Origin of the sequence: Sporolactobacillus laevolacticus DSM 442 (genome assembly GCF_000497245.1) — a bacterium.
Lineage (GTDB): Bacteria > Bacillota > Bacilli > Bacillales > Sporolactobacillaceae > Sporolactobacillus > Sporolactobacillus laevolacticus.
The window spans coordinates 33,402-53,343 of sequence record NZ_AWTC01000002.1 but is presented as its reverse complement, the minus strand read 5'-3'; the positions used below and the strand labels follow the sequence as shown (position 1 = coordinate 53,343).

18 protein-coding genes are annotated in these 19,942 nt (G+C 44.3%); all 18 read left to right on the top strand.

The window, feature by feature from the left end; all coding sequences use genetic code 11:
• Positions 1–4: 4 nt before the first annotated feature.
• The gene (gene rnpM / locus P343_RS21940) at positions 5–289 is read left to right on the top strand and encodes an RNase P modulator RnpM (RefSeq protein WP_023508868.1); all 285 of its coding nucleotides are present in this window, start codon (positions 5–7) and stop codon (positions 287–289) included.
• Positions 279–596 carry a YlxQ family RNA-binding protein gene (locus P343_RS21935; RefSeq protein ID WP_023508867.1) on the top strand — a complete coding sequence of 106 codons (318 nt, stop codon included), beginning with the start codon at positions 279–281 and terminating at the stop codon, positions 594–596. The genes rnpM and P343_RS21935 overlap by 11 nt, the downstream gene beginning before the upstream one ends.
• A 4-nt stretch (positions 597–600) precedes the next feature.
• Positions 601–2,880, top strand: coding sequence for a translation initiation factor IF-2 (gene infB, locus P343_RS21930; RefSeq protein ID WP_023508866.1), 2,280 nt, complete (start codon positions 601–603; stop codon positions 2,878–2,880).
• Positions 2,877–3,158 (top strand): DUF503 domain-containing protein, encoded by a 282-nt coding sequence (locus P343_RS21925; RefSeq protein ID WP_023508865.1) that lies wholly within the window; start codon positions 2,877–2,879, stop codon positions 3,156–3,158. The genes infB and P343_RS21925 overlap by 4 nt, the downstream gene beginning before the upstream one ends.
• Before the next feature lie 16 nt (positions 3,159–3,174).
• Positions 3,175–3,522, top strand: a complete 348-nt coding sequence (gene rbfA / locus P343_RS21920; RefSeq protein ID WP_023508864.1) for a 30S ribosome-binding factor RbfA — start codon at positions 3,175–3,177, stop codon at positions 3,520–3,522.
• 80 nt (positions 3,523–3,602) lie between these two features.
• Positions 3,603–4,520 (top strand): tRNA pseudouridine(55) synthase TruB, encoded by a 918-nt coding sequence (gene truB / locus P343_RS21915; protein WP_023508863.1) that lies wholly within the window; start codon positions 3,603–3,605, stop codon positions 4,518–4,520.
• Positions 4,521–4,538: 18 nt separating this feature from the next.
• Positions 4,539–5,528, top strand: coding sequence for a bifunctional riboflavin kinase/FAD synthetase (locus tag P343_RS21910; RefSeq protein WP_236620313.1), 990 nt, complete (start codon positions 4,539–4,541; stop codon positions 5,526–5,528).
• Positions 5,529–5,676: 148 nt separating this feature from the next.
• A complete protein-coding gene (gene rpsO / locus P343_RS21905; RefSeq protein ID WP_023508861.1) occupies positions 5,677–5,946 on the top strand; it encodes a 30S ribosomal protein S15 in 270 nt (89 codons plus the stop codon).
• A 163-nt stretch (positions 5,947–6,109) separates the two neighbouring features.
• Positions 6,110–8,251, top strand: coding sequence for a polyribonucleotide nucleotidyltransferase (gene pnp, locus P343_RS21900; RefSeq protein ID WP_031263592.1), 2,142 nt, complete (start codon positions 6,110–6,112; stop codon positions 8,249–8,251).
• Between the two features lie 325 nt (positions 8,252–8,576).
• Entirely contained in the window at positions 8,577–9,812 is a 1,236-nt protein-coding gene (locus P343_RS21895) for a M16 family metallopeptidase (RefSeq protein ID WP_023508859.1), read from the top strand.
• Positions 9,813–9,991: 179 nt separating this feature from the next.
• Entirely contained in the window at positions 9,992–10,888 is an 897-nt protein-coding gene (gene dpaA, locus P343_RS21890) for a dipicolinic acid synthetase subunit A (RefSeq protein ID WP_023508858.1), read from the top strand.
• Positions 10,885–11,484, top strand: a complete 600-nt coding sequence (gene dpaB / locus P343_RS21885) for a dipicolinate synthase subunit B (protein ID WP_023508857.1) — start codon at positions 10,885–10,887, stop codon at positions 11,482–11,484. The genes dpaA and dpaB overlap by 4 nt, the downstream gene beginning before the upstream one ends.
• A gap of 144 nt (positions 11,485–11,628) precedes the next feature.
• Positions 11,629–12,687 carry an aspartate-semialdehyde dehydrogenase gene (gene asd / locus P343_RS21880; protein WP_031263590.1) on the top strand — a complete coding sequence of 353 codons (1,059 nt, stop codon included), beginning with the start codon at positions 11,629–11,631 and terminating at the stop codon, positions 12,685–12,687.
• 114 nt (positions 12,688–12,801) lie between these two features.
• Positions 12,802–14,049, top strand: coding sequence for an aspartate kinase (gene dapG / locus P343_RS21875; protein WP_023508855.1), 1,248 nt, complete (start codon positions 12,802–12,804; stop codon positions 14,047–14,049).
• A gap of 5 nt (positions 14,050–14,054) precedes the next feature.
• The gene (gene dapA, locus P343_RS21870; RefSeq protein WP_023508854.1) at positions 14,055–14,954 is read left to right on the top strand and encodes a 4-hydroxy-tetrahydrodipicolinate synthase; all 900 of its coding nucleotides are present in this window, start codon (positions 14,055–14,057) and stop codon (positions 14,952–14,954) included.
• A gap of 80 nt (positions 14,955–15,034) precedes the next feature.
• Positions 15,035–15,676: a pyroglutamyl-peptidase I gene (gene pcp, locus P343_RS21865; protein ID WP_023508853.1), complete on the top strand. Its 642-nt coding sequence runs from the start codon at positions 15,035–15,037 to the stop codon at positions 15,674–15,676.
• A gap of 134 nt (positions 15,677–15,810) precedes the next feature.
• Positions 15,811–17,478, top strand: a complete 1,668-nt coding sequence (locus P343_RS21860) for a ribonuclease J (RefSeq protein ID WP_023508852.1) — start codon at positions 15,811–15,813, stop codon at positions 17,476–17,478.
• A gap of 153 nt (positions 17,479–17,631) precedes the next feature.
• Positions 17,632–19,932: a DNA translocase FtsK gene (locus P343_RS21855; protein WP_023508851.1), complete on the top strand. Its 2,301-nt coding sequence runs from the start codon at positions 17,632–17,634 to the stop codon at positions 19,930–19,932.
• Positions 19,933–19,942 lie beyond the last annotated feature (10 nt).

The following is a 19,942-nucleotide window of genomic DNA, read 5'->3' as shown; positions in this document are numbered from 1 at the left end:
TTATATGCCGAAACAGCGAAAAATTCCTCTTCGCAAATGTATTGCCTGCCAGGAATCAACTGAGAAAAAGGGTCTCTTTCGTATCGTCCGTTCTCCGGAAGGCGAAGTTTTTCTGGATTTGACAGGGAAGAAGAATGGGCGCGGCGCTTACCTTTCAAAAAAAGCCGAATGCATTCAAAAGGCAAAGAATAAAAACTTGCTTTCCAGACATCTAGGTGTTACGGTGCCGGATCACGTTTTTGATGAGATGATTGCATATTTGGAGACACATCCGTCTAATGACCAATAATGGGTGGCAATCATTACTTGGGCTTGCTCAGCGAGCGGGAAAGGTAAGTTCCGGAGAAGAGACAGTTTTGCGCATGATACGTCAGGGAAAAGCGAAGGCGGTGATTTTGTCTGCCGACGCTTCTCAGCGTACAAAAAAAACGATCGGAAATAAGTGCAGTTATTATCACGTTCCGCTATTGACCGTACCGGATAGAGAGGTGCTTGGCCAGGCGATCGGTCAACCGTCACGCGTGATCATCGCGGTCACGGACAGTGGATTCGCAGGCCAACTGATCGGACGGATCGGACCATCATCACGGGGGTGAATATATGAGTAAAATGCGTGTGTATGAATATGCTAAAGAACACCACGTATCAAGTAAAGATATTATTTCAAAATTAGAAGAGCTCGGCTTTGAAGTGAAAAGCCATATGTCCATCATTGCTGATAACGCAATTAATCAATTAAATCGAAAAATAAACGGCGGCGCAGCTGCACCTGTTCAAAAAGTAACTGCCAAACCGAATAAAAACAAAGCAGAGGGCCCAGTGAATCAAACAAAAACAAAAGAAAAGAAACCAAATCAAGCAGAGACGTCATTTAGGAATAAGGATAATAAGGGTGTAAAAACAACAAAAGCTAGATCTGTTGAATCCGGCGGCAATAGAAAAACTGGAAATACGTCTGGTAAATCCAGCGCAGGAAACCAGAATAATGAACGCAGCCGGTTTGGTAATAACGGAGGAAACAACAATTTTGGCGGCGGACGCCGGAATAATGGCAATAGAAACCGGAATAATAGAAGGAAAGGTGCACAGCAGCAAGCAAATCGTCAGCGCCTGGAAATCAAGCTTCCCGAAAAGATTACTCTATCCGGTTCTCTGACTGTTGGACAATTTGCCGAAAAACTTGGTCGTCCATCAACAGATATTATTAAAAAATTGATGGCTCTTGGAGTCATGGCGACTAAAAACCAAGACTTGGAAAAAGATACCATCGAATTGCTAGCTGGTGACTACGGTGTTGCTGTTGAAGAAGAAGTTATTGTCGATGAAGCAAGCTTCGAAGATGATGGATTGGACATTGATGAAGAAACAGCGATCATCCGTCCACCTGTTGTCACGATTATGGGACACGTCGATCACGGTAAAACAACACTGCTTGATTCCATACGCCATACGAAGGTTACTGCGGGCGAAGCCGGAGGGATTACGCAGCATATTGGTGCGTATCAAGTGGTGCATAATGACAAGAAAATCACATTCCTTGATACACCTGGTCACGCTGCATTTACTACGATGCGCGCACGTGGTGCGGAGATCACCGACATTACGGTCTTAGTCGTTGCTGCAGATGATGGCGTGATGCCTCAAACTATCGAGGCGATTCACCACGCCCGTGCAGCAAAGGTTCCGATCATTGTTGCTGTCAACAAGATTGACAAGCCTAATGCAAACCCAGATCACGTGATGCAGGAACTGTCTGAGCAAGGACTCGTTCCTGAAGACTGGGGCGGTGACACAATTTTTGTTAAAATTTCCGCGAAAAAAGGAACAGGTATTGACGATTTGCTCGAAATGATTCTGCTTGTTGCAGAAATAGAAGAATTCAAGGCAAATCCGGACAAATCAGCGAGAGGTGCAGTTATTGAAGCTGAACTTGACAAAGGTAAAGGACCGGTAGCGACACTACTTGTCCAGAATGGATCGCTTCATATTGGTGATCCAATCGTTGTCGGCAATACATTCGGCCGCGTTCGTGCAATGGTTAATGATGTCGGACGTAGAGTGAAGAAGGCAACCCCTTCCACACCAGTTGAAATTACCGGACTTAACAATGTGCCTCAAGCCGGAGATCAATTCATTGTCTTTGATGATGAGAAGAAAGCACGTCAGATTGGTGAGATACGTGCGGAACGTGCACTGATCACAGAACGTAAAGAAACGACAAGTAAAGTAAGCCTTGATGATTTGTTTGAGAAAATTAAAGAAGGCGAAATGAAAGAAATCAACCTGGTCATTAAAGCCGATGTCCAGGGATCCGTTGAAGCACTTTCCGGCTCTCTGAAGAAAATAGACGTTGATGGTGTGAAAGTCAATATTATTCATGCGGGAGCCGGCGGAATCAGTGAATCGGACATCATCCTCGCATCTGCTTCGAACGCAATCATTATTGGCTTCAATGTGCGTCCTGATAATCACGCACAGAAGGTTGCTGAAGAAGAAAAAGTGGATATCCGCTTGTACCGTGTCATTTATGACGCTATTGATGAAGTGGAAGCAGCAATGAAAGGTATGCTGGATCCTGAATTTAAAGAAAAAGTCATTGGACAGCTTGAAGTCCGCACAACATTTAAAGTATCAAAAATCGGCACGATTGCCGGTTGTTATGTGACGGACGGATTGATTTCCAGAGATGCCGGCATTCGTCTTGTACGGAATGGTGTGGTCATTTATGAAGGGCATGTGGACACGCTCAAACGATTCAAAGATGACGCTAAGGAAGTTAAGGCCGGCTTTGAGTGTGGTTTGACATTGGAAAACTTCAATGACATCAAAGAGGGCGACACGATGGAAGCCTATGTGATGGAAGAAGTTAAACCTAAGTGATCATCGGTATGGTTCGCTGTGAATGCTTATTATTCAATGCGCATTCATTGAAAGAAAAGCGTGCTGCAATCCTGAGTATTCTCCGCAAGGCGGTTAATGGACACAATCTTTCCGCAAGTGAAGTAGATTATCAGGATACATGGCAGCATACCGAACTGGCTTTTGTTTCCATAGGTACATCCAAGGTGCATGTGGAGCGTGAATTAGCTCGGGCGATATCTCTGATTGATTTTCGGACAGATATTGAAAGAATAAACACAGTATACGAATGGTTCTAAGAAGGAGGGTGACTCCATGGCCAATTTGCGGGTTCATCGCGTCGCCGAACAGATGAAGAAAGAAATGAGCGATATCATTGGAAACAGGATCAAAGATCCGCGCGTCGGTTTTGTGACTGTGACCGGGGTTGATGTGACCGGTGATTTACAAGAAGCCACTGTCTATATTAGTGTTTTCGGGGATGAAGAAAAGAAGAAAGCGTCCCTTGAAGGATTAATGAAGGCGAAAGGTTTTGTTCGAAGTGAAATTGGTAAGCGGATCAGATTGAGAAAAACGCCGGAGATTCAGTTTAAATTTGACGAATCCGTTGAATACGGCAGTCACATCGATCAGCTGATCAACAAATTGCATCGCGAAGATTAATGAATGAACGCTAAAGACCGGGTTGTTTAAAAAGACGCGGTCTGTTTGCGTGAAACGAAATGATTAGTGGAGGGTGAAAGATGCCGGAGTATAATGGCTTGTTGCCTCTCTACAAACCACGCGGCATGACCTCTCATGATTGCGTTTTTCGGCTCAGGAAACTGTTGAAGTTCCGGAAAATCGGCCATACGGGGACTCTTGATCCTGCCGTGGACGGTGTTTTAGTTCTATGTCTTGGGAAGGCAACAAAAATCGCTCAGTATTTATTAGATTACAGGAAAGCTTATAAAGGCGTTGTTCGCCTTGGTACATCGACTACAACAGAAGACGCTAGCGGCGACGTGATTGAAAGTAAGGCGGTTACTCAATCAAGCAGTAAAGCGGATGTGGAAAACATTTTCCGAAGCTTTATTGGTGAAATTGAGCAATCAGCCCCTATGTACAGTGCCGTGAAGGTGAATGGGAAAAAGCTGTATGAATACGCGCGTGCAGGCATCGCTGTAACGCCTCCTGTTCGCAAAGTTACAATATATAGTCTTAAATTAGAAGGAAATGCTGCATCATTTTTGACAGATATTCCATTCAAAGTGTTCTGCAGTAAAGGAACTTATGTGCGGACATTGGCTGTTGCCATTGGACAGAAGATGAGCTATCCTGCACACCTGCATTCTCTAACTAGAATTCAGGCGGGTCCTTTTTCCATTGAAGATTGCTTGACCTTTGAACAAGTTGAGCAGCTGCTGGCTGAGAATCGTTTTGTGGATTGCTTGCAACCATTGTCATCTGGACTGAGCCTCATGAACCATTGGGTGGCTGATGATACTGCTGCAGTGAAAATAGCGCATGGTGCTGTGTTGCCGATACCAGAACAATTTGGAGATGGCCCTCATGCGGTGTTCAATAAGCAAGGTGAATGTCTTGCAATCTACCGTCCACATCCGGACAATCCGGGCATGATCAAGCCTGACAAAGTCCTAGCAAACGATTCGACCGAGTGAAGGGTCTGATCAAAATGAATGAGTTTACAAGAATTGAAGGTGCTTGTTATGGAGCGCGTTTATTTAGACGAGCAGCCATTTATTGATCAAATGGACAGCCAGGAAAAAGTAATTGCATTAGGCTATTTTGACGGTGTGCATCTGGGTCATCAAAAGGTGATCCAGACTGCGGTCAGTATAGCGAAGGAAAAGGGACTAGAAGCGGCGGTCATGACTTTTCATCCCCATCCTTCCGTTGTATTGCGTCCGGATTACAAACGAGAGCATGAATTAACGCCAAGTTTGATAAAGGCTGAGCTAATGGAGAAGCTCGGTGTGCACACACTCTTCTTTGTAAAATTCGACCTTACGCTCAGCCAATTATCGCCACAGAATTTTGTCGATCAATATCTGATTAAGCTGCATGCAAAGCATGTCGTGGCGGGATACGATTTTACATTTGGTCGTAAAGCGGCGGGAAACATGAACAACATCGGTGAATTTTCACGAAGTATGTTCAGTTACACCATGGTACCGAAAGTGGAGCTGTTTGGCGCAAAAGTCAGCACAACTCACATTCGTTCATTGATTGAAAAAGGCGCGGTGGAAGAAGCTGCTAAACTGCTGGGCAGGCCTTATGAAACTACCGGAATTGTAGTTCACGGCGACAAGCGTGGTCGTACACTCGGTTTCCCAACGGCAAATGTGGATGAGAATGAAGCGTTTGTGATCCCGGAAAACGGTGTTTATGCGGTTCAACTGATTGTGGATGGTCAGCCGCTTGATGGTGTATGCAGTATTGGACTCAGACCAACCTTTTACGATAAAAATGAAGCCAAGAAAACCGTTGAAGTTTATGTTTTGGATTTTCAAGGTGATTTATACGGCAAAAAGGTGGGTATCTATTGGCATAAGAGACTGCGGCCCGAACTGAAGTTCAGTAGCGCTGAAGAATTGGTTGTTCAGATGGAAAAAGACAAGACGGAAACTCGAGAATTTTTTCTATTAAAAAGAAATACGAATTCATAAATCTTAAGCAACAATAGCTTGAAATATTTGAGAAAAACGTGTATCATAATTCAGTACGGTTTTAATCGTGCAGGAACCCAAGCCTGGCTGTACGCTCCACCGACGGCAGCGACGCTTGAGGGGATACGAGATAGGGAGGTGAATGCAAGTGGCTTTAACAAAAGAAGAAAAGACGAGCCTGATTCATGAGTTTCAAACTCACGAAAACGATACAGGTTCACCTGAAGTTCAAATCGCTGTACTTACAAAGCAAATAAACGCTTTGAATGATCACTTGAAGCAGCATAAGAAAGATCATCATTCTCGCCGAGGACTTCTGAAAATGGTCGGTAAACGCCGTAACCTTCTCACGTATCTTCGTGAAAATGACGTCAAGAGATACCGCGAGCTCATCAACAAATTGGGCCTGCGCCGATAAGCAAGAAAAGAAGCGGGAGCATTCCCGCTTTTTTGTTCATATGGAGAAAAAAAGCAGTAAATGCCAATAAAGAGAAATGCGCATCAGTATCGGAGTGTAGTCTCAAAAGAAACTGATCCGATATTCATGTGAGATTTGAGAAGGGGAAAGAGGTGTGAAGATGATGCAAACAGATAAAAAAGTGTATCAGTTTGATTGGGCTGGCCGTCCGTTACGTGTTGAAATCGGCGAAGTTGCTAAGCAGGCGAACGGTGCAGCATTAGTCTATTATGGTGATACGGTGATTCTGTCGACAGTGACCGCATCTAAGGAACCGAAGGAAGGTTCATTCTTTCCTTTAACCGTTAATTATGACGAGAGGGCATATGCTGTTGGTAAAATACCTGGCGGTTTTATAAAAAGAGAAGGACGTCCAAGCGACAAAGCGACGTTGTCCGCACGAATGATCGACCGTCCGATCCGGCCATTGTTTCCAGAAGGCTTCCGAAATGAAGTGCTAATTGGAAACATGGTGCTCAGTCTCGATTTAAATAACAGCGCACAAATGGCGGCTATGCTTGGATCGTCAATTGCGCTTTCGATATCTAATGTTCCTTTTGAAGGACCGATTGCTGGTGTCATCATCGGTCGTGTCAACGGGGAATTCATTGTAAACCCAACCGTAGAACAAGAGAAGCAGAGTGATCTTCATTTAACGGTAGCTGGAACAAAGGACGCTATTAATATGGTGGAAGCGGGTGCTGAGCAGATTCCTGAAGAAATAATGCTCGACGCCATATTATTTGCTCATGAACAGATAAAAAAACTGATTGCCTTTGAAGAGCAAATTGTTTCGGAAATCGGTAAAGAAAAAATGGAAGTGAAACTCTTCAAAGCAGACACAGACCTTGAGAAACGGATCCGTGAATTGGTTGGTGATCGTCTTGATCATGCGATACGTACAGAGGAAAAACAAGCGCGTGATGCAGCGATTCAACTCGTCAATGAATCGGTTGTTGATGTCTTTGAAGAAGAGAACAACCATGCGGATGATCCCGTAGATACGGCATTGGTTGAAGAGGTTTTACATACGATTTTGAAAGAAGAAGTTCGTCGAATGATTGTTGTGGAACATCTTCGTCCGGACGGTCGGGCGATTGATGAGATTCGTCCATTATCCGCACGTGTCGGTTTGCTTCCGCGCGCACATGGATCTGGACTGTTCACGCGCGGTCAGACTCAAGCGCTCAGTATTTGCACGCTTGCACCGCTTAGCGAAGCGCAAGTGTTGGACGAATTTGACGCAGATGAGTCGAGAAGATTCCTGCATCATTATAATTTTCCGGGATTTAGCACAGGTGAAGCGAGAGCTTCCCGCTCGCCTGGACGAAGGGAAATTGGTCATGGGGCGCTTGGTGAACGGGCCCTCGCACCGATTATCCCGAATGAGAAGGATTTTCCGTATATGATTCGATGCGTGTCCGAAGTGCTTGAATCGAATGGTTCTTCATCACAGGCGAGCATTTGTGGGAGCACATTGGCGCTAATGGACGCAGGCGTCCCAATCAAAGCGCCGGTCGCTGGCATTGCGATGGGACTTGTCAAACATGGTGACGACGTGGTCGTTCTGACTGATATTCAAGGCATGGAAGACTCGCTCGGAGATATGGATTTCAAATGTGCCGGAACTGAAAAAGGCGTGACCGCGCTGCAGATGGATATCAAAATTTCCGGTGTAACACGTGATATTTTGAGCCGTGCACTGAGTCAAGCCCGCGAAGGACGCATGAAGATCATGCAGACCCTTCTTGCAGCGATAGCTGCTCCGAGAGAACATCTTTCCCAGTTTGCACCGAAAATCATCCAAATGGCGATCAGTCCGAACAAAATCAGAGATGTTATCGGACCGAGTGGGAAAGTGATCAATAAAATCATTGATGAGACAGGCGTAAAAATTGATATTGAACAAAATGGTTCAATTATGATCTTCTCCATTGATGAGGAAAATGGCAAAAAGGCAAAAGAGATTATCGAGAATCTCGTACGCGTAGCAAAAGTCGGAGACATTTTTGTCGGGAAGGTTAAACGGATCGAAAAGTTCGGCGCTTTCGTTTCCTTGTTTGGCCATACTGACGGATTAGTTCATATTTCAGAACTGGATAATAAACGTGTAGAAAAAGTGGAAGATATTGTGAATATCGGTGATGAGGTGCGTGTAAAAGTAATCGATGTTGACCATCAGGGACGCATCAAGCTTTCTCATAAAGCATTGCTGGAAAATGCAGAAAGTACAAAGGAACATGCACAAGATATTACGCATTCTTGAAGCATCATTGAAATCTTTGATTGGCAGGGGATCCCTGTCTTTTTTTTTACCAAAATTTTTGTTTGTAAGTCTTGTTGGTCTTAAAATCTATGGATCGAAAGTGAGATTCTTACGCCAAACATCAAAATCAATCCCCTTTTAATTCTTACAGACATGATTTCAAAAGCACGTCATATAATTTCCCATACGGTGGATATTGATCAAGTTAACCATGAATAAAGGGGTAAAAAGTCGAATCTATTTGTCTGGTAATTTTCATCGTGCTATAGTAGATAGTAATTTAAATAGATTAAAGGATTGTGAAGAGAAACAGGGGGATTCATTTGTGGTCATAAAGAAGAAATTGTCAAACGGCGTGCGAATTTTGTTGGAGACGATTCCGACTGTTCGCTCCGTTAGCATCGGCATTTGGGTCGGCACGGGTTCCAGATATGAAAACGAATCGAACAATGGCATCTCGCACTTTATCGAACATATGCTATTTAAAGGAACGGAAACACGCAGCGCACGGGACATTGCCGAAGCGTTTGATCAAATTGGCGGTCAAGTCAACGCATTTACATCTAAGGAAAGTACCTGCTATTATGCTAAGGTGATGGATAAAGATGCAAGTTATGCAATTCAGGTGCTGGCTGATATGTTTTTTCATTCCCGTTTTGACAAGGACGATATGGAAAAAGAAAAACAAGTCATTGGCGAAGAGATCAAAATGTACGAAGACACACCAGATGATCTCGTTCATGATTTGCTCAGTGCCACGAGTTTTGCACATCATCCGCTCGGCTATCCGATTCTTGGTACTAAGCAGACGCTTGCAGACTTTGGACCAGAGGATTTAAGAGCTCATATGCGTACCCACTATACACCTGATAATATTGTGATTTCAGTGGCGGGTAATGTTGATAAAGATTTTATCCAAGAAATAGAAGCTATCTTTTCAAATTACAAAATTCCAGACGCGGATGAACGCCAGCTTGCTCCATCCTTTAATCCTGGCAAAATCGCTCGAAAAAAAGAAACCGAACAAGCTCATATTTGTCTTGGATTCGCTGGATTCAGTAGCAGTGATCAGACCATGGCGCCTCTTATGGTAATGAACAATGCGCTTGGTGGTGGTATGAGTAGTCGACTTTTTCAAGAGGTTCGTGAAGAACGAGGTCTTGCTTATTCGATTTTTTCCTTTCACACAGCATTTAAAGATAGTGGATTGCTCACAGTATATGGCGGAACCGGAGCGAATCAAGTAGAAGACCTCGGCAAAACGATTCTTGAAACCATTCATCGAATGGTCGAGAAGGGCATTACTGAGAAAGAGCTGGAGAGTAGCAAAGCACAGATTAAGGGAAGCATGATTTTCGGCCTGGAGAGTACCAACAGTAGAATGGGCAGAAATGCGAAAAATGAACTAATTCTTGGTAAAGACCGTACTATTGATGAAACGATCGCACTCATAGATGCGGTGACTTTGGATGATGTACACCAGGTCTCAAAATCTGTATTTGAAAATCCCTATTCCTGCTCTGTTGTCAGTCCTTCAGGAAGCTTGCCGGTCGCTCTCTGAATTTGGGTAATTTCTTTAAATGAATAGTCTTCTCATTCAAGGCTCGGGATCAATGATTCCGAGCCTTTTTGCTGCACCCAATGTTTCACACTACCGGGTATTTGTCATACCATAGAGTGTTGAATGAAAATACGGCTATGTACGAAATGGAAAGAAGTAGCCATGCGGAGGTAAAGTCGATGCTGACAAACAGACATATCGTGATCATGGGAGGAGACGCCCGGCAGATTGAAGTGATTAACAAATTGATTGCGCTCGATGCTCATCTGTCGCTTGTCGGTTTCGATCAGCTGGATAGAAATTTTAACGGAGCTGCCAAAGTGAACATGGAAGAAATCAGTGCCAAAGAGGTAGACAGCCTGATTCTCCCTGTAAGCGGAACGGACCAGGAAGGGAATGTCGAGACCACCTTCTCAAATGAAACGGTGAAACTTACAAAAGAATGGCTTGCCAATACACCTGAACATTGCACTATTTATTCGGGTATTTCGACACCCTATCTCGATAAAATTTCTCGCGAAACTGAGCGCGAGGTCGTGAAACTATTCGCTCGGGATGATGTAGCCATATACAATTCTATTCCAACCGTAGAAGGTACGCTGATGATGGTTATCCAAAACACGGATATCACAATTCATCACGCAAATGTGATGGTACTCGGCCTTGGACGGACAGGAATGAGCATTACCCGAGCATTCCAAGCACTTGGTGCTCATGTCAAAGTAGGCTCACGTAATCCTGAACAAATTGCACGCGCAGTAGAAATGGGTGTGAAAGCTTTTTATCTCAAGGAATTGGAAACAGAAGTAGAAGACACTGAAATTTGTATAAATACGATACCGGCAATGGTGCTGACAAACAAAGTTCTGTCAAAAATGCCGGCAAGCAGCTTTATTATGGACATTGCTTCACTGCCTGGGGGAACAGATTTTCGCTATGCGAAAAAAAGAGGGATTAAAGCGATAATAACACCTGGTCTTCCTGGTATGGTCGCACCAAAAACTGCAGGAAGAATTATTGCAAACGTTCTCTCAGAGCTATTACTTGATAAATTCTCAGAGGAGGATGGGAAATGAGTCTTGAAGGCAAACACATTGGATTTGGCATTACTGGTTCCCATTGCACATACAGCCAAGTCGTCCCCCAAATTGAAAAATTGATTGCTGAAGGCTGTAAAGTGTCTGCTTTTGTCACCTATACTGTAAGAACAACGGATACACGCTTTGGCAAAGCCAGTGACTGGATTGGTAAAGTAGAGGAAATCACAGGCCAGAAAGTGGTCAATTCAATTGTTGATGCAGAACCGTATGGTCCTAAAAAGCCACTTGATTGCATGGTGATTGCGCCGCTTACCGGAAATTCGATGAGCAAATTTGCAAACGCGCAGACAGACAGCCCTGTACTTATGGCCGCGAAAGCAACATTACGTAACGGCAGTCCAGTTGTTCTAGGAGTATCGACAAATGACGGATTAGGATTGAACCTGCAAAATATTGCCAAACTGATTGTCACGAAGAATATCTACTTCATTCCTTTTGGCCAGGATGATCCGGTCAACAAGCCGAATTCGCTCGTTTCACACATGGATCAGCTTGTGGGCACAGTTGAAAATGCTATATTAGGAAAACAAAAACAGCCTATTCTTCTCGAGAAATCGATTACAAACGAATGATCTGTACTTCTCTCTTTGATCAATTATGATAAAATAAGACTGTATTTTACGGTGAAAAGGACATTTTCAATAATTGTCCTTTTCTTTAAGCCGCTATTGATTATATAATAATAGGAAAAAACAGTTAAGAAAAATAGAGGAGAGATGGTTTTGCTCAAAACAGAAGGCTTAAATGTTGCTGTCGTCGGTGTTACTGGCGCCGTCGGCACACGAATGCTTGAAATGCTCGAAAGTTCTCCCTTGCCGGTTAAATCGCTTTTTCCGCTGGCATCCGCTCGTTCTGCTGGGAAAAAAGTAGTGTTTGGCGGCAAGGAATGGACAATAGAGGAAGCGAAACCCGAATCATTTGAAAAGATAGATATCGCGTTATTCAGCGCAGGGGGATCGGTTTCCAAACAACTTGCGCCGGAAGCAGCAAAAAGAGGCGCGATCGTTGTCGATAATACCAGCGCTTTTCGTATGGATAAAGATGTGCCGCTTGTTGTTCCTGAAGTCAACGAAAAAGCACTTTTCCAGCATCACGGTATTATCGCCAATCCGAACTGTTCAACGATTCAGATGGTTGCCGCTTTGGAACCGATTCGCCAAGCATATGGGCTGAACCGGATAATCGTATCCACTTATCAGGCGGTTTCAGGAGCTGGTGCGAAAGCCATTGCTGAACTGGAGAACCAGTCACGGGATGTGTTGAATGGGAAAGAAGCCCAGCCAGCCATTATGCCTGTGAAAGGTGACAAAAGACATTTCCAGATGGCCTTCAATGCCATTCCCCAAATTGATCTGTTTCAACCGAATGATTATACATTTGAAGAAATGAAAATGATAAATGAGACCAAAAAGATTATGGGTGACCAGGAAATCAAGGTATCTGCAACATGTGTGCGTGTGCCGGTCAGCATTAGCCATGGAGAATCTGTCTACATTGAAATCAATAAATCTGATGTTCCAGCATCAGATTTAAAGAGCTTGCTTGCTGATGCTCCAGGTGTCATTCTAGAAGATGATCCCGAACATCAGGTCTATCCGATGCCGGCCAACGCAGCTGGAAAAAAAGAAGTATTTGTCGGCCGTATCAGACGTGATCCTGACGTTGCGAACGGGTTCCATATGTGGATTGTCTCTGACAATTTGCTAAAAGGCGCCGCATGGAATTCGGTTCAGATCGCGGAAAGCCTTCTCAAACTTGGCTTGGTGAAGGTCTGAGACAACGTTCATGCCTCTGATGCTTCCATCTTCCGTCAATCAGACAGCATGCTGCGGGACCGGAACGTAATCTAATTTCAATGTGGTCTCCCTTATGTGAAAGGGTGGAATAATTTGAAAATCATTGTGCAAAAGTTTGGCGGAACCTCTGTCCAGACAGAAAAAATGAGGGAACGCGCGGTTCATCATGTGGTGCAAGCAGTTGAAAAAGGGTATAAGGTCGTTGTTGTCGTCTCTGCCATGGGCCGTACTGGTGATCCTTATGCGACCGATACTTTGCTCGGACTCATTCTTGATAATAAGAGTTCTAGTCGAGAAAAAGACATTCTGATGTCCTGCGGTGAAACCATATCAATGATTGTTTTTTCGAATTTATTGAAACGCGCAGGTGTTCATTCAGAAGCGATGACCGGCGCCCAAGCTGGATTTCGAACAAACAGTGCCTTTAATGAGGCCAAGATTGTTGAGATGAAAGTGGCGCCGTTGCTGCGAAGGCTGGAAACATGCGATGCGGTTGTTGTCGCGGGTTTTCAAGGTCAGACCGTCGACGGAGAGATCACGACACTCGGCCGTGGCGGCAGCGATACTTCTGCAGCAGCACTTGGTGCGGCTGTGGATGCTGAATGGATTGACATATTTACAGACGTTAACGGTGTGATGACTGCTGATCCGCGAATTGTCAGTGATGCGCGCCGATTATCAGAACTGACGTACAATGAAGTATGCAATCTTGCTTACCAAGGTGCAAAAGTGATTCATCCGCGAGCCGTGGAGATTGCGATGACTGCGAAAATACCGATTCATATCCGCTCGACCATGTCCGATGAGTTGGGAACGATTGTCACAACCATGAATCGATCCGGCAGAGGACAGGATCTTGCAGAACGTCCGGTTACAGGAATTACCTATGTGCGAGGCGTTACGCAAATTCGTGTCCGTGCCGGTAAAAATGAATTTAATTTGCAAGCGAAAGTATTCAAGGCGATGGCTGAGCAAGGCATCAGTGTCGATTTAATTAATATTAGTCCAAATGGCGTCGTGTATACGGTCGGTGAACAAGTTACAGAACGTGCCGTAAACATTTTGAAAGCAAAGGGTTACGAACCTGAAGTGCAGACGGGATGTGCCAAGGTGTCTGCGGTTGGCGCAGGTATGGCGGGTGTTCCCGGTGTAGCTTCGCGAATTGTTAACGCCTTAACTGAACAGGGAATACAAATATTGCAATCCGCTGATTCTCACAACACCATTTGGGTTCTTGTTGAGCAGAAAAAAATGAAAGAGGCTGTCATTGCACTTCACAAAGCCTTTCACCTTGAGAAAGAAGAGGAAGAACCAAGTTTAGAACATCCTAAACAGGAGTGAGAAAAATGGATTTTGGGCGATTACTGACTGCGATGGTCACCCCTTTCGATGAAAATGGAAAAGTGAGCTTAGAACGAACGACTGATCTTGTCGAACACTTGATCAGAACCGGTTCGGATGGTGTTGTTGTAGCTGGAACAACTGGCGAGTCTCCGACACTTTCACTTGAGGAAAAGTTAGCTCTTTTTGAGCATGTTGTTCAGGTTGTTGACGGGCGAATCAAAGTTATCGTCGGAACAGGCGGAAATAATACGCAGGCATCGGTGACTTTCTCCAAAGAAGCGTCAAAACTAGGCGTAGATGCAATTATGGCTGTTGCTCCTTATTACAACAAGCCTAATCAGGCGGGATTATATGCACATTATAAGGCAATCGCCGAAAATGTTGATGTTCCGCTTATTGTGTATAATATTCCAAGCCGATCAAAAGTGAATATTGCCGCGGAGACGATTATCCGCTTGTCTCAAATTGATAATATTGTCGCTGTTAAGGAAGCAAGTGGTAATTTAGATCAAATGGCCGCCATTATTAGTGGAACGAATGATGATTTTCATCTTTACAGTGGAGATGACGGATTAACACTGCCAATTCTGGCAATCGGTGGGCATGGAGTTATTTCTGTTTCATCCCACATTATCGCGCCGGAAATGAAGCAGATGATGAATGATTTTAGCGATGGTCGCGTTGCAGAAGCGGCACTTCAGCATCGCAGAATGCTTCCTTTTATGCGCGAATTATTCGCCACACCGAGCCCTGCTCCGGTGAAAGCGCTACTCAATGATTTAGGAATTCCGGTTGGAAGCGTTCGCCTCCCAATGGTTGAACTTTCCGAAGAAGAACATGCATCATTGCTTGGCGCTTATCAAGCATGTAAGAAAAATTCGGATTTAAGAATTGGAAAATAAATGAAATAGAGATAAAGGTGAATCAGAACATGAATATGTTCTATTCACCTTTAATTTTTGCATAACTGGAGGAATCGGAGATGAGAGTATTATTGAGCGGCTTTGCGCCGTTTGGGGGAAGCAAACTTAATCCGTCATGGGAAGCTGTAAGACGTCTGGATGGTGTGCAGGCCACTGAAACCATTGAGCTTTTTGCTACAAAACTTCCGGTCTCATACAGGGAAGGATCTGATCGCCTTTTTGCCTCGGCGCGCGTTATTTGCCCAGACGTGATCATTGCAGTTGGACAAGCAGGAGGACGCGAATCAATCACTCCTGAACTCTTTGCTTTAAATAAAAGCGACTCAGAGAATCCGGATAACGAAGGCATGGTACTTAGCGATCAGCTAATATTTGAAGACGGACCTGAAAATTACGAATCAACATTACCGGTACATGAAATTATTGAGTCTATCCGTGAGATGGGCATTCCCGCGGACCTGTCAAAAAGTGCCGGCTCATTCGTTTGCAATCACGTTTTTTATAAATTGATGCATGAATTGGGAAGATCTGAAAGAACGATTATTGGTGGGTTTATTCATGTGCCGTATTTGCCTGAACAAACATTGGGAACTGAAGTTCCAAGCCTCTCCATTGACCAAATTACCGAAGCTTTGAAGAAAACTGCCATTGTATCTGCAGAAGTGTTTTCGCAAAAATTAAGATTAAGTAAGTCCGTCTGATTTTTTCAGGACGATCTGTTGAACAATAAGAATGAGAAAAAATTGTACTTTGCGATTTGGATTGGGTATAATAAAACCAATGATTAGTTCGGGTCAATAGCGATGACTGCTCAACTTAATAGGAGGAATGCCCATTGTCACATACTAAGAAAGACAGTGTGAAAATTTATGCAATGGGCGGCGTTGGCGAGATTGGAAATAATATGACAGTCATTGAAGTGAATCATGACATTTATATTATTGATGCGGGATTAATGCATCCTCACGAAGATATGCTCGGGGTAGATACTGTTATTCCCGATATATCTTATTTGGCTGAAAGACGCGATCAGATTAGAGGATTATTTCTGACGCACGGTCATCAGGCGAATATCGGAGGACTTCCCTATTTGCTAAAAGAGCTAAAAGTTCCTGTATATGGAACGAAGCTGACTCTTGCTCTGGTATGGGAAAGCCTAAGAAAAGTGGGGGAAAGTTACCCAAGGGATTTATTTATTACACTGAACCCGGATAAAGGCTTGAAAATCGGACAAAACATGGTCGAATGTTTTCGAACCTATCACAGTGTTCCCGATGCTATCGGTTATGCCATTCAGACATCACAAGGCTACATCGTTCATACTGGGGATTACAAATTTGATTTCACGCCTGTCGGAGGAATTCGTACCGATATCAGCAAAATATCGGAAATTGGTGATAAAGGGGTGCTTTGCTTGCTCTCTGACAGCAAGCATGCTGAAATTCCCGGAAAAGCGCCTTCTGATTCAGTAATTGGTGATCGCTTCAATCACATTCTCTATTCTGCAAACGGACGTGTGATCGTCGCTATTCACGCGACGAACATCCACCGTATTCAGCAATTTCTTGATGCCTGCGCACTCCATCAACGTAAAGTTGCCATAGACGGAAAGTATCTGGAACGTGTTATATCGATTGCGGCTAAAGAAGGATTCCTAGATGTTCCTAAAAACATTTTCATTAATTGGGAGAGATCTTTAAAGCATCCTGTTCAGGAACTTGCCATTCTGACAAGTGGCCCAGATGGAGATCCGCTAACACCGTTAACTGGTCTTGCCAATCACCTGCATAAAAAGCTTAGACTCAAGGAACAAGACTTGATTATTTATGCAGCATCATTGACACCAAGTAATGAAAAAACGGTTACCAACGCGATTGATCAGCTTATGAGTGAAGGCGCGCAGGTTGTATTCGGCAAGAAGGTCCACGTTTCCGGACATGGTTCTGTTGAAGACATCAAGTTGATGCTTCAGCTTGCTCGTCCACAATACGTGATCCCGATAGATGGCGAATTCAAGATGATGAAAGCTCATCAGGACATTGCTGAGTCGATGGGCATCCCTGCAAGTTGCACGTTCCTGTTAGACAAAGGTGATGTGGTGGAGTTCACCGATGGTGAAGCAAGATCGTCGGATTCTGTTCCTGCCGGCCAGCTACTCGTTGACGGATTAGGCGTAGGTGATGTAGGTAATATTGTCCTTAGAGACCGACGACTGCTCTCCCAAGATGGCACAGTTATTGTTGTCGTTACCTTGGGCAGAAGGACGAAGAAAATTCTTGCAGGACCGGAGATCATCACCCGCGGCTTTGTCTATGTGCGGGAATCAGAGGATCTTCTAGAACAAGCTAATCATATCGTTTCCGATGTGCTGTCTAAATCATTAACGCAGCACGTATCTGAGTGGTCATCGCTAAAAAGTGGAATTCGAGATTCATTAAGTCGTTACTTTTTTGATAAAACCAAACGCCGTCCAATGATATTGCCAATTATCATGGAATTTTGAACAAACCGGGTCTCTGTGACCTGGTTTTTTCGTATTGATAAGGCTTGCCAAAAACACTGCTCGTGTAATGCTTTGCCAAAAACAGACATTTAGAGTAAATTAAATACAGGAATACACTGGAAAAGTATTAAAATGATGAGGGGCAAGAAAACGATGGTAAAGAAGAAGAGAAAGCGCACACGCGCGAGCATAGGCTGGAAAGAGACGCTGATTTATGAGGTTGGCGGTCTTTGCATGTTTGCGCTCACTTGCATTGGTATCAGCAGCCTGGGCGTTGCCGGAGAAGTGATCAAAGAGGCTGCGCGACTTTTCACTGGTGACTGGTGGGTTTTACTTCTCCTTTACTTTCTTGTACTCTCCGTTTACTATATTTTGTTCCGTAAACAGCCTGTTTTTTTCACAAGAAGGCTGTCCGGAGTTTATTTACTTACCTTTACATTACTCCTTGTTAGTCATGTTCGTTTGTTTGAAGCACTCTCACAGGCTAATGTTTGGCAAAATCGATCGGTTATTTTTAATACCTTTTTACTTTATCGTGAAGAACTGTCGGGTCAGATTTCGAGTCAAGGGCTTGGCGGCGGATTGATTGGTTCAATAGGTTTCGCCTTTTTTTATTATCTCTTTTCAACTACAGGTACCTATTTTATGACAGGGTTCCTCTTTCTGGTTTCTGTGATCTTGATTACCGGACACTCGCTTCGCGATATTGTAAAAAAGTTGTTCGGCGGTTTGTTCCGCTCCATGAAGAAGAGTGCTGTGAATTTAAAAACCTCGATCACGGGTATTTTTTCTAAAGAAAGAAAGAAAAAACAGGCACCTGCTCCCCGAAATGAGCCCAATGACATACATCAAGATACAGAAGATCCAATCGAAACGATTTCACCTGAGCCAGAAATCCATGACTTTAATGAGACATCGATGGATTCTCCGGAGATAATGCCTTCAGATAGTAAACAGCTTTCTACAGAGGATTATGAGAATGATGAAGCTCCTGATTTCTCGCAGTTGCCTGTAGAAAATGAGGATTATCAACTACCGCCACTATCACTGCTTCACATGCCGGGAAAGAATGCGCAGAATAATGAACGGAGGCACATTGCTGAGAATGTGCGGACACTTGAGCGCACTTTTGAAAGTTTCGGGGTACGTGCAACAGTTAAGGAAGTGCATCTTGGCCCGGCTGTCACCAGATATGAAGTATACCCGGAATCCGGTGTTAAAGTCAGCCGAATCCTGAGCCTAAGTGACGATTTGGCACTGGCTTTGGCGGCGAAAGATATCCGCATTGAAGCGCCAATTCCCGGAAAATCTGCCGTCGGAATTGAAGTTCCGAACCAGGAAGTGGCAATGGTCTGCCTGAGAGAGGTACTGGAATCGAAGAATGCAAAAAGAGCGCTCTCTAAACTGACTATTGGTCTCGGACGTGATATCTCCGGTGAGCCAATACTCGCAGATCTAAATAAAATGCCGCACTTACTCGTTGCGGGCGCGACAGGAAGCGGGAAAAGTGTCTGCATCAACGGCATTATTATTACATTGCTGATGCGTACTAAGCCGAGCGAAGTTAAACTTTTTATGATTGACCCGAAAATGGTTGAACTCAACGTTTATAATGGTATTCCACATCTTCTGACGCCGGTCGTGACTGATCCGGCGAAGGCGGCACTTGGATTGAAAAATGTGCTTGGCGAAATGGAACGGCGTTATGAGCTCTTCTCTGAGAGCGGCACACGTAATCTGGAAAGCTATAATGAGGCGGTTCGCAAGTTCAATCAAGAACATGAAGAAAAACAGCCGCTGATGCCTTATATTGTCGTGATCATCGACGAACTTGCAGATTTGATGATGGTTGCGTCAAAGGATGTTGAAGAAACCGTGACCAGACTTGCGCAAATGGCGCGTGCGGCCGGCATTCATTTGATTATCGCGACTCAGCGTCCATCTGTTGACATAATCACAGGTGTTATTAAAGCAAATATTCCTTCACGAATCGCCTTTAGTGTTTCATCAATGATGGATTCACGTACGATCTTGGATTCCGGCGGAGCTGAGAAGCTGCTCGGTAAAGGAGATATGTTGTTCCTGCCTATCGGCGCTTCAAAGCCGGTCCGTATTCAAGGCGCTTTCTTGTCAGACGACGAGGTAGAGGCCGTTGTCACTCACGTTATTAGCCAGCAAAAGGCAAATTACAGAAAAGATATGATTCCGTCTGAACAACCAGAGCAGCCGCAGGAAAAGGTAGAGGACGATCTTTTCGATGATGCCGTACAACTTGTTGTTAGTATGCAAACTGCGAGTGTTTCCATGCTTCAGCGCCGTTTTCGAATTGGATATACCCGTGCAGCACGCTTAATTGATGCAATGGAAGAACGGCATATTGTTGGTCCATACGAAGGCAGCAAGCCGCGATCAGTTCTTGTTCCGAAACAAAGTGATGAAGTCAGCGGGCGGTAGAGCAACGTGA

Coding starts and splice junctions, on each gene's coding strand:
- pnp (WP_031263592.1), top strand. CDS start 6,110: ATGCAAACAGATAAAAAAGTGTATCAGTTTGATTGGGCTGGCCGTCCG.
- dapA (WP_023508854.1), top strand. CDS start 14,055: ATGGATTTTGGGCGATTACTGACTGCGATGGTCACCCCTTTCGATGAA.
- pcp (WP_023508853.1), top strand. CDS start 15,035: ATGAGAGTATTATTGAGCGGCTTTGCGCCGTTTGGGGGAAGCAAACTT.
- asd (WP_031263590.1), top strand. CDS start 11,629: ATGGTTTTGCTCAAAACAGAAGGCTTAAATGTTGCTGTCGTCGGTGTT.
- truB (WP_023508863.1), top strand. CDS start 3,603: ATGCCGGAGTATAATGGCTTGTTGCCTCTCTACAAACCACGCGGCATG.
- P343_RS21910 (WP_236620313.1), top strand. CDS start 4,539: ATGAGTTTACAAGAATTGAAGGTGCTTGTTATGGAGCGCGTTTATTTA.
- dpaA (WP_023508858.1), top strand. CDS start 9,992: ATGCTGACAAACAGACATATCGTGATCATGGGAGGAGACGCCCGGCAG.
- rnpM (WP_023508868.1), top strand. CDS start 5: ATGCCGAAACAGCGAAAAATTCCTCTTCGCAAATGTATTGCCTGCCAG.
- dpaB (WP_023508857.1), top strand. CDS start 10,885: ATGAGTCTTGAAGGCAAACACATTGGATTTGGCATTACTGGTTCCCAT.
- P343_RS21935 (WP_023508867.1), top strand. CDS start 279: ATGACCAATAATGGGTGGCAATCATTACTTGGGCTTGCTCAGCGAGCG.
- rbfA (WP_023508864.1), top strand. CDS start 3,175: ATGGCCAATTTGCGGGTTCATCGCGTCGCCGAACAGATGAAGAAAGAA.
- infB (WP_023508866.1), top strand. CDS start 601: ATGAGTAAAATGCGTGTGTATGAATATGCTAAAGAACACCACGTATCA.
- P343_RS21855 (WP_023508851.1), top strand. CDS start 17,632: ATGGTAAAGAAGAAGAGAAAGCGCACACGCGCGAGCATAGGCTGGAAA.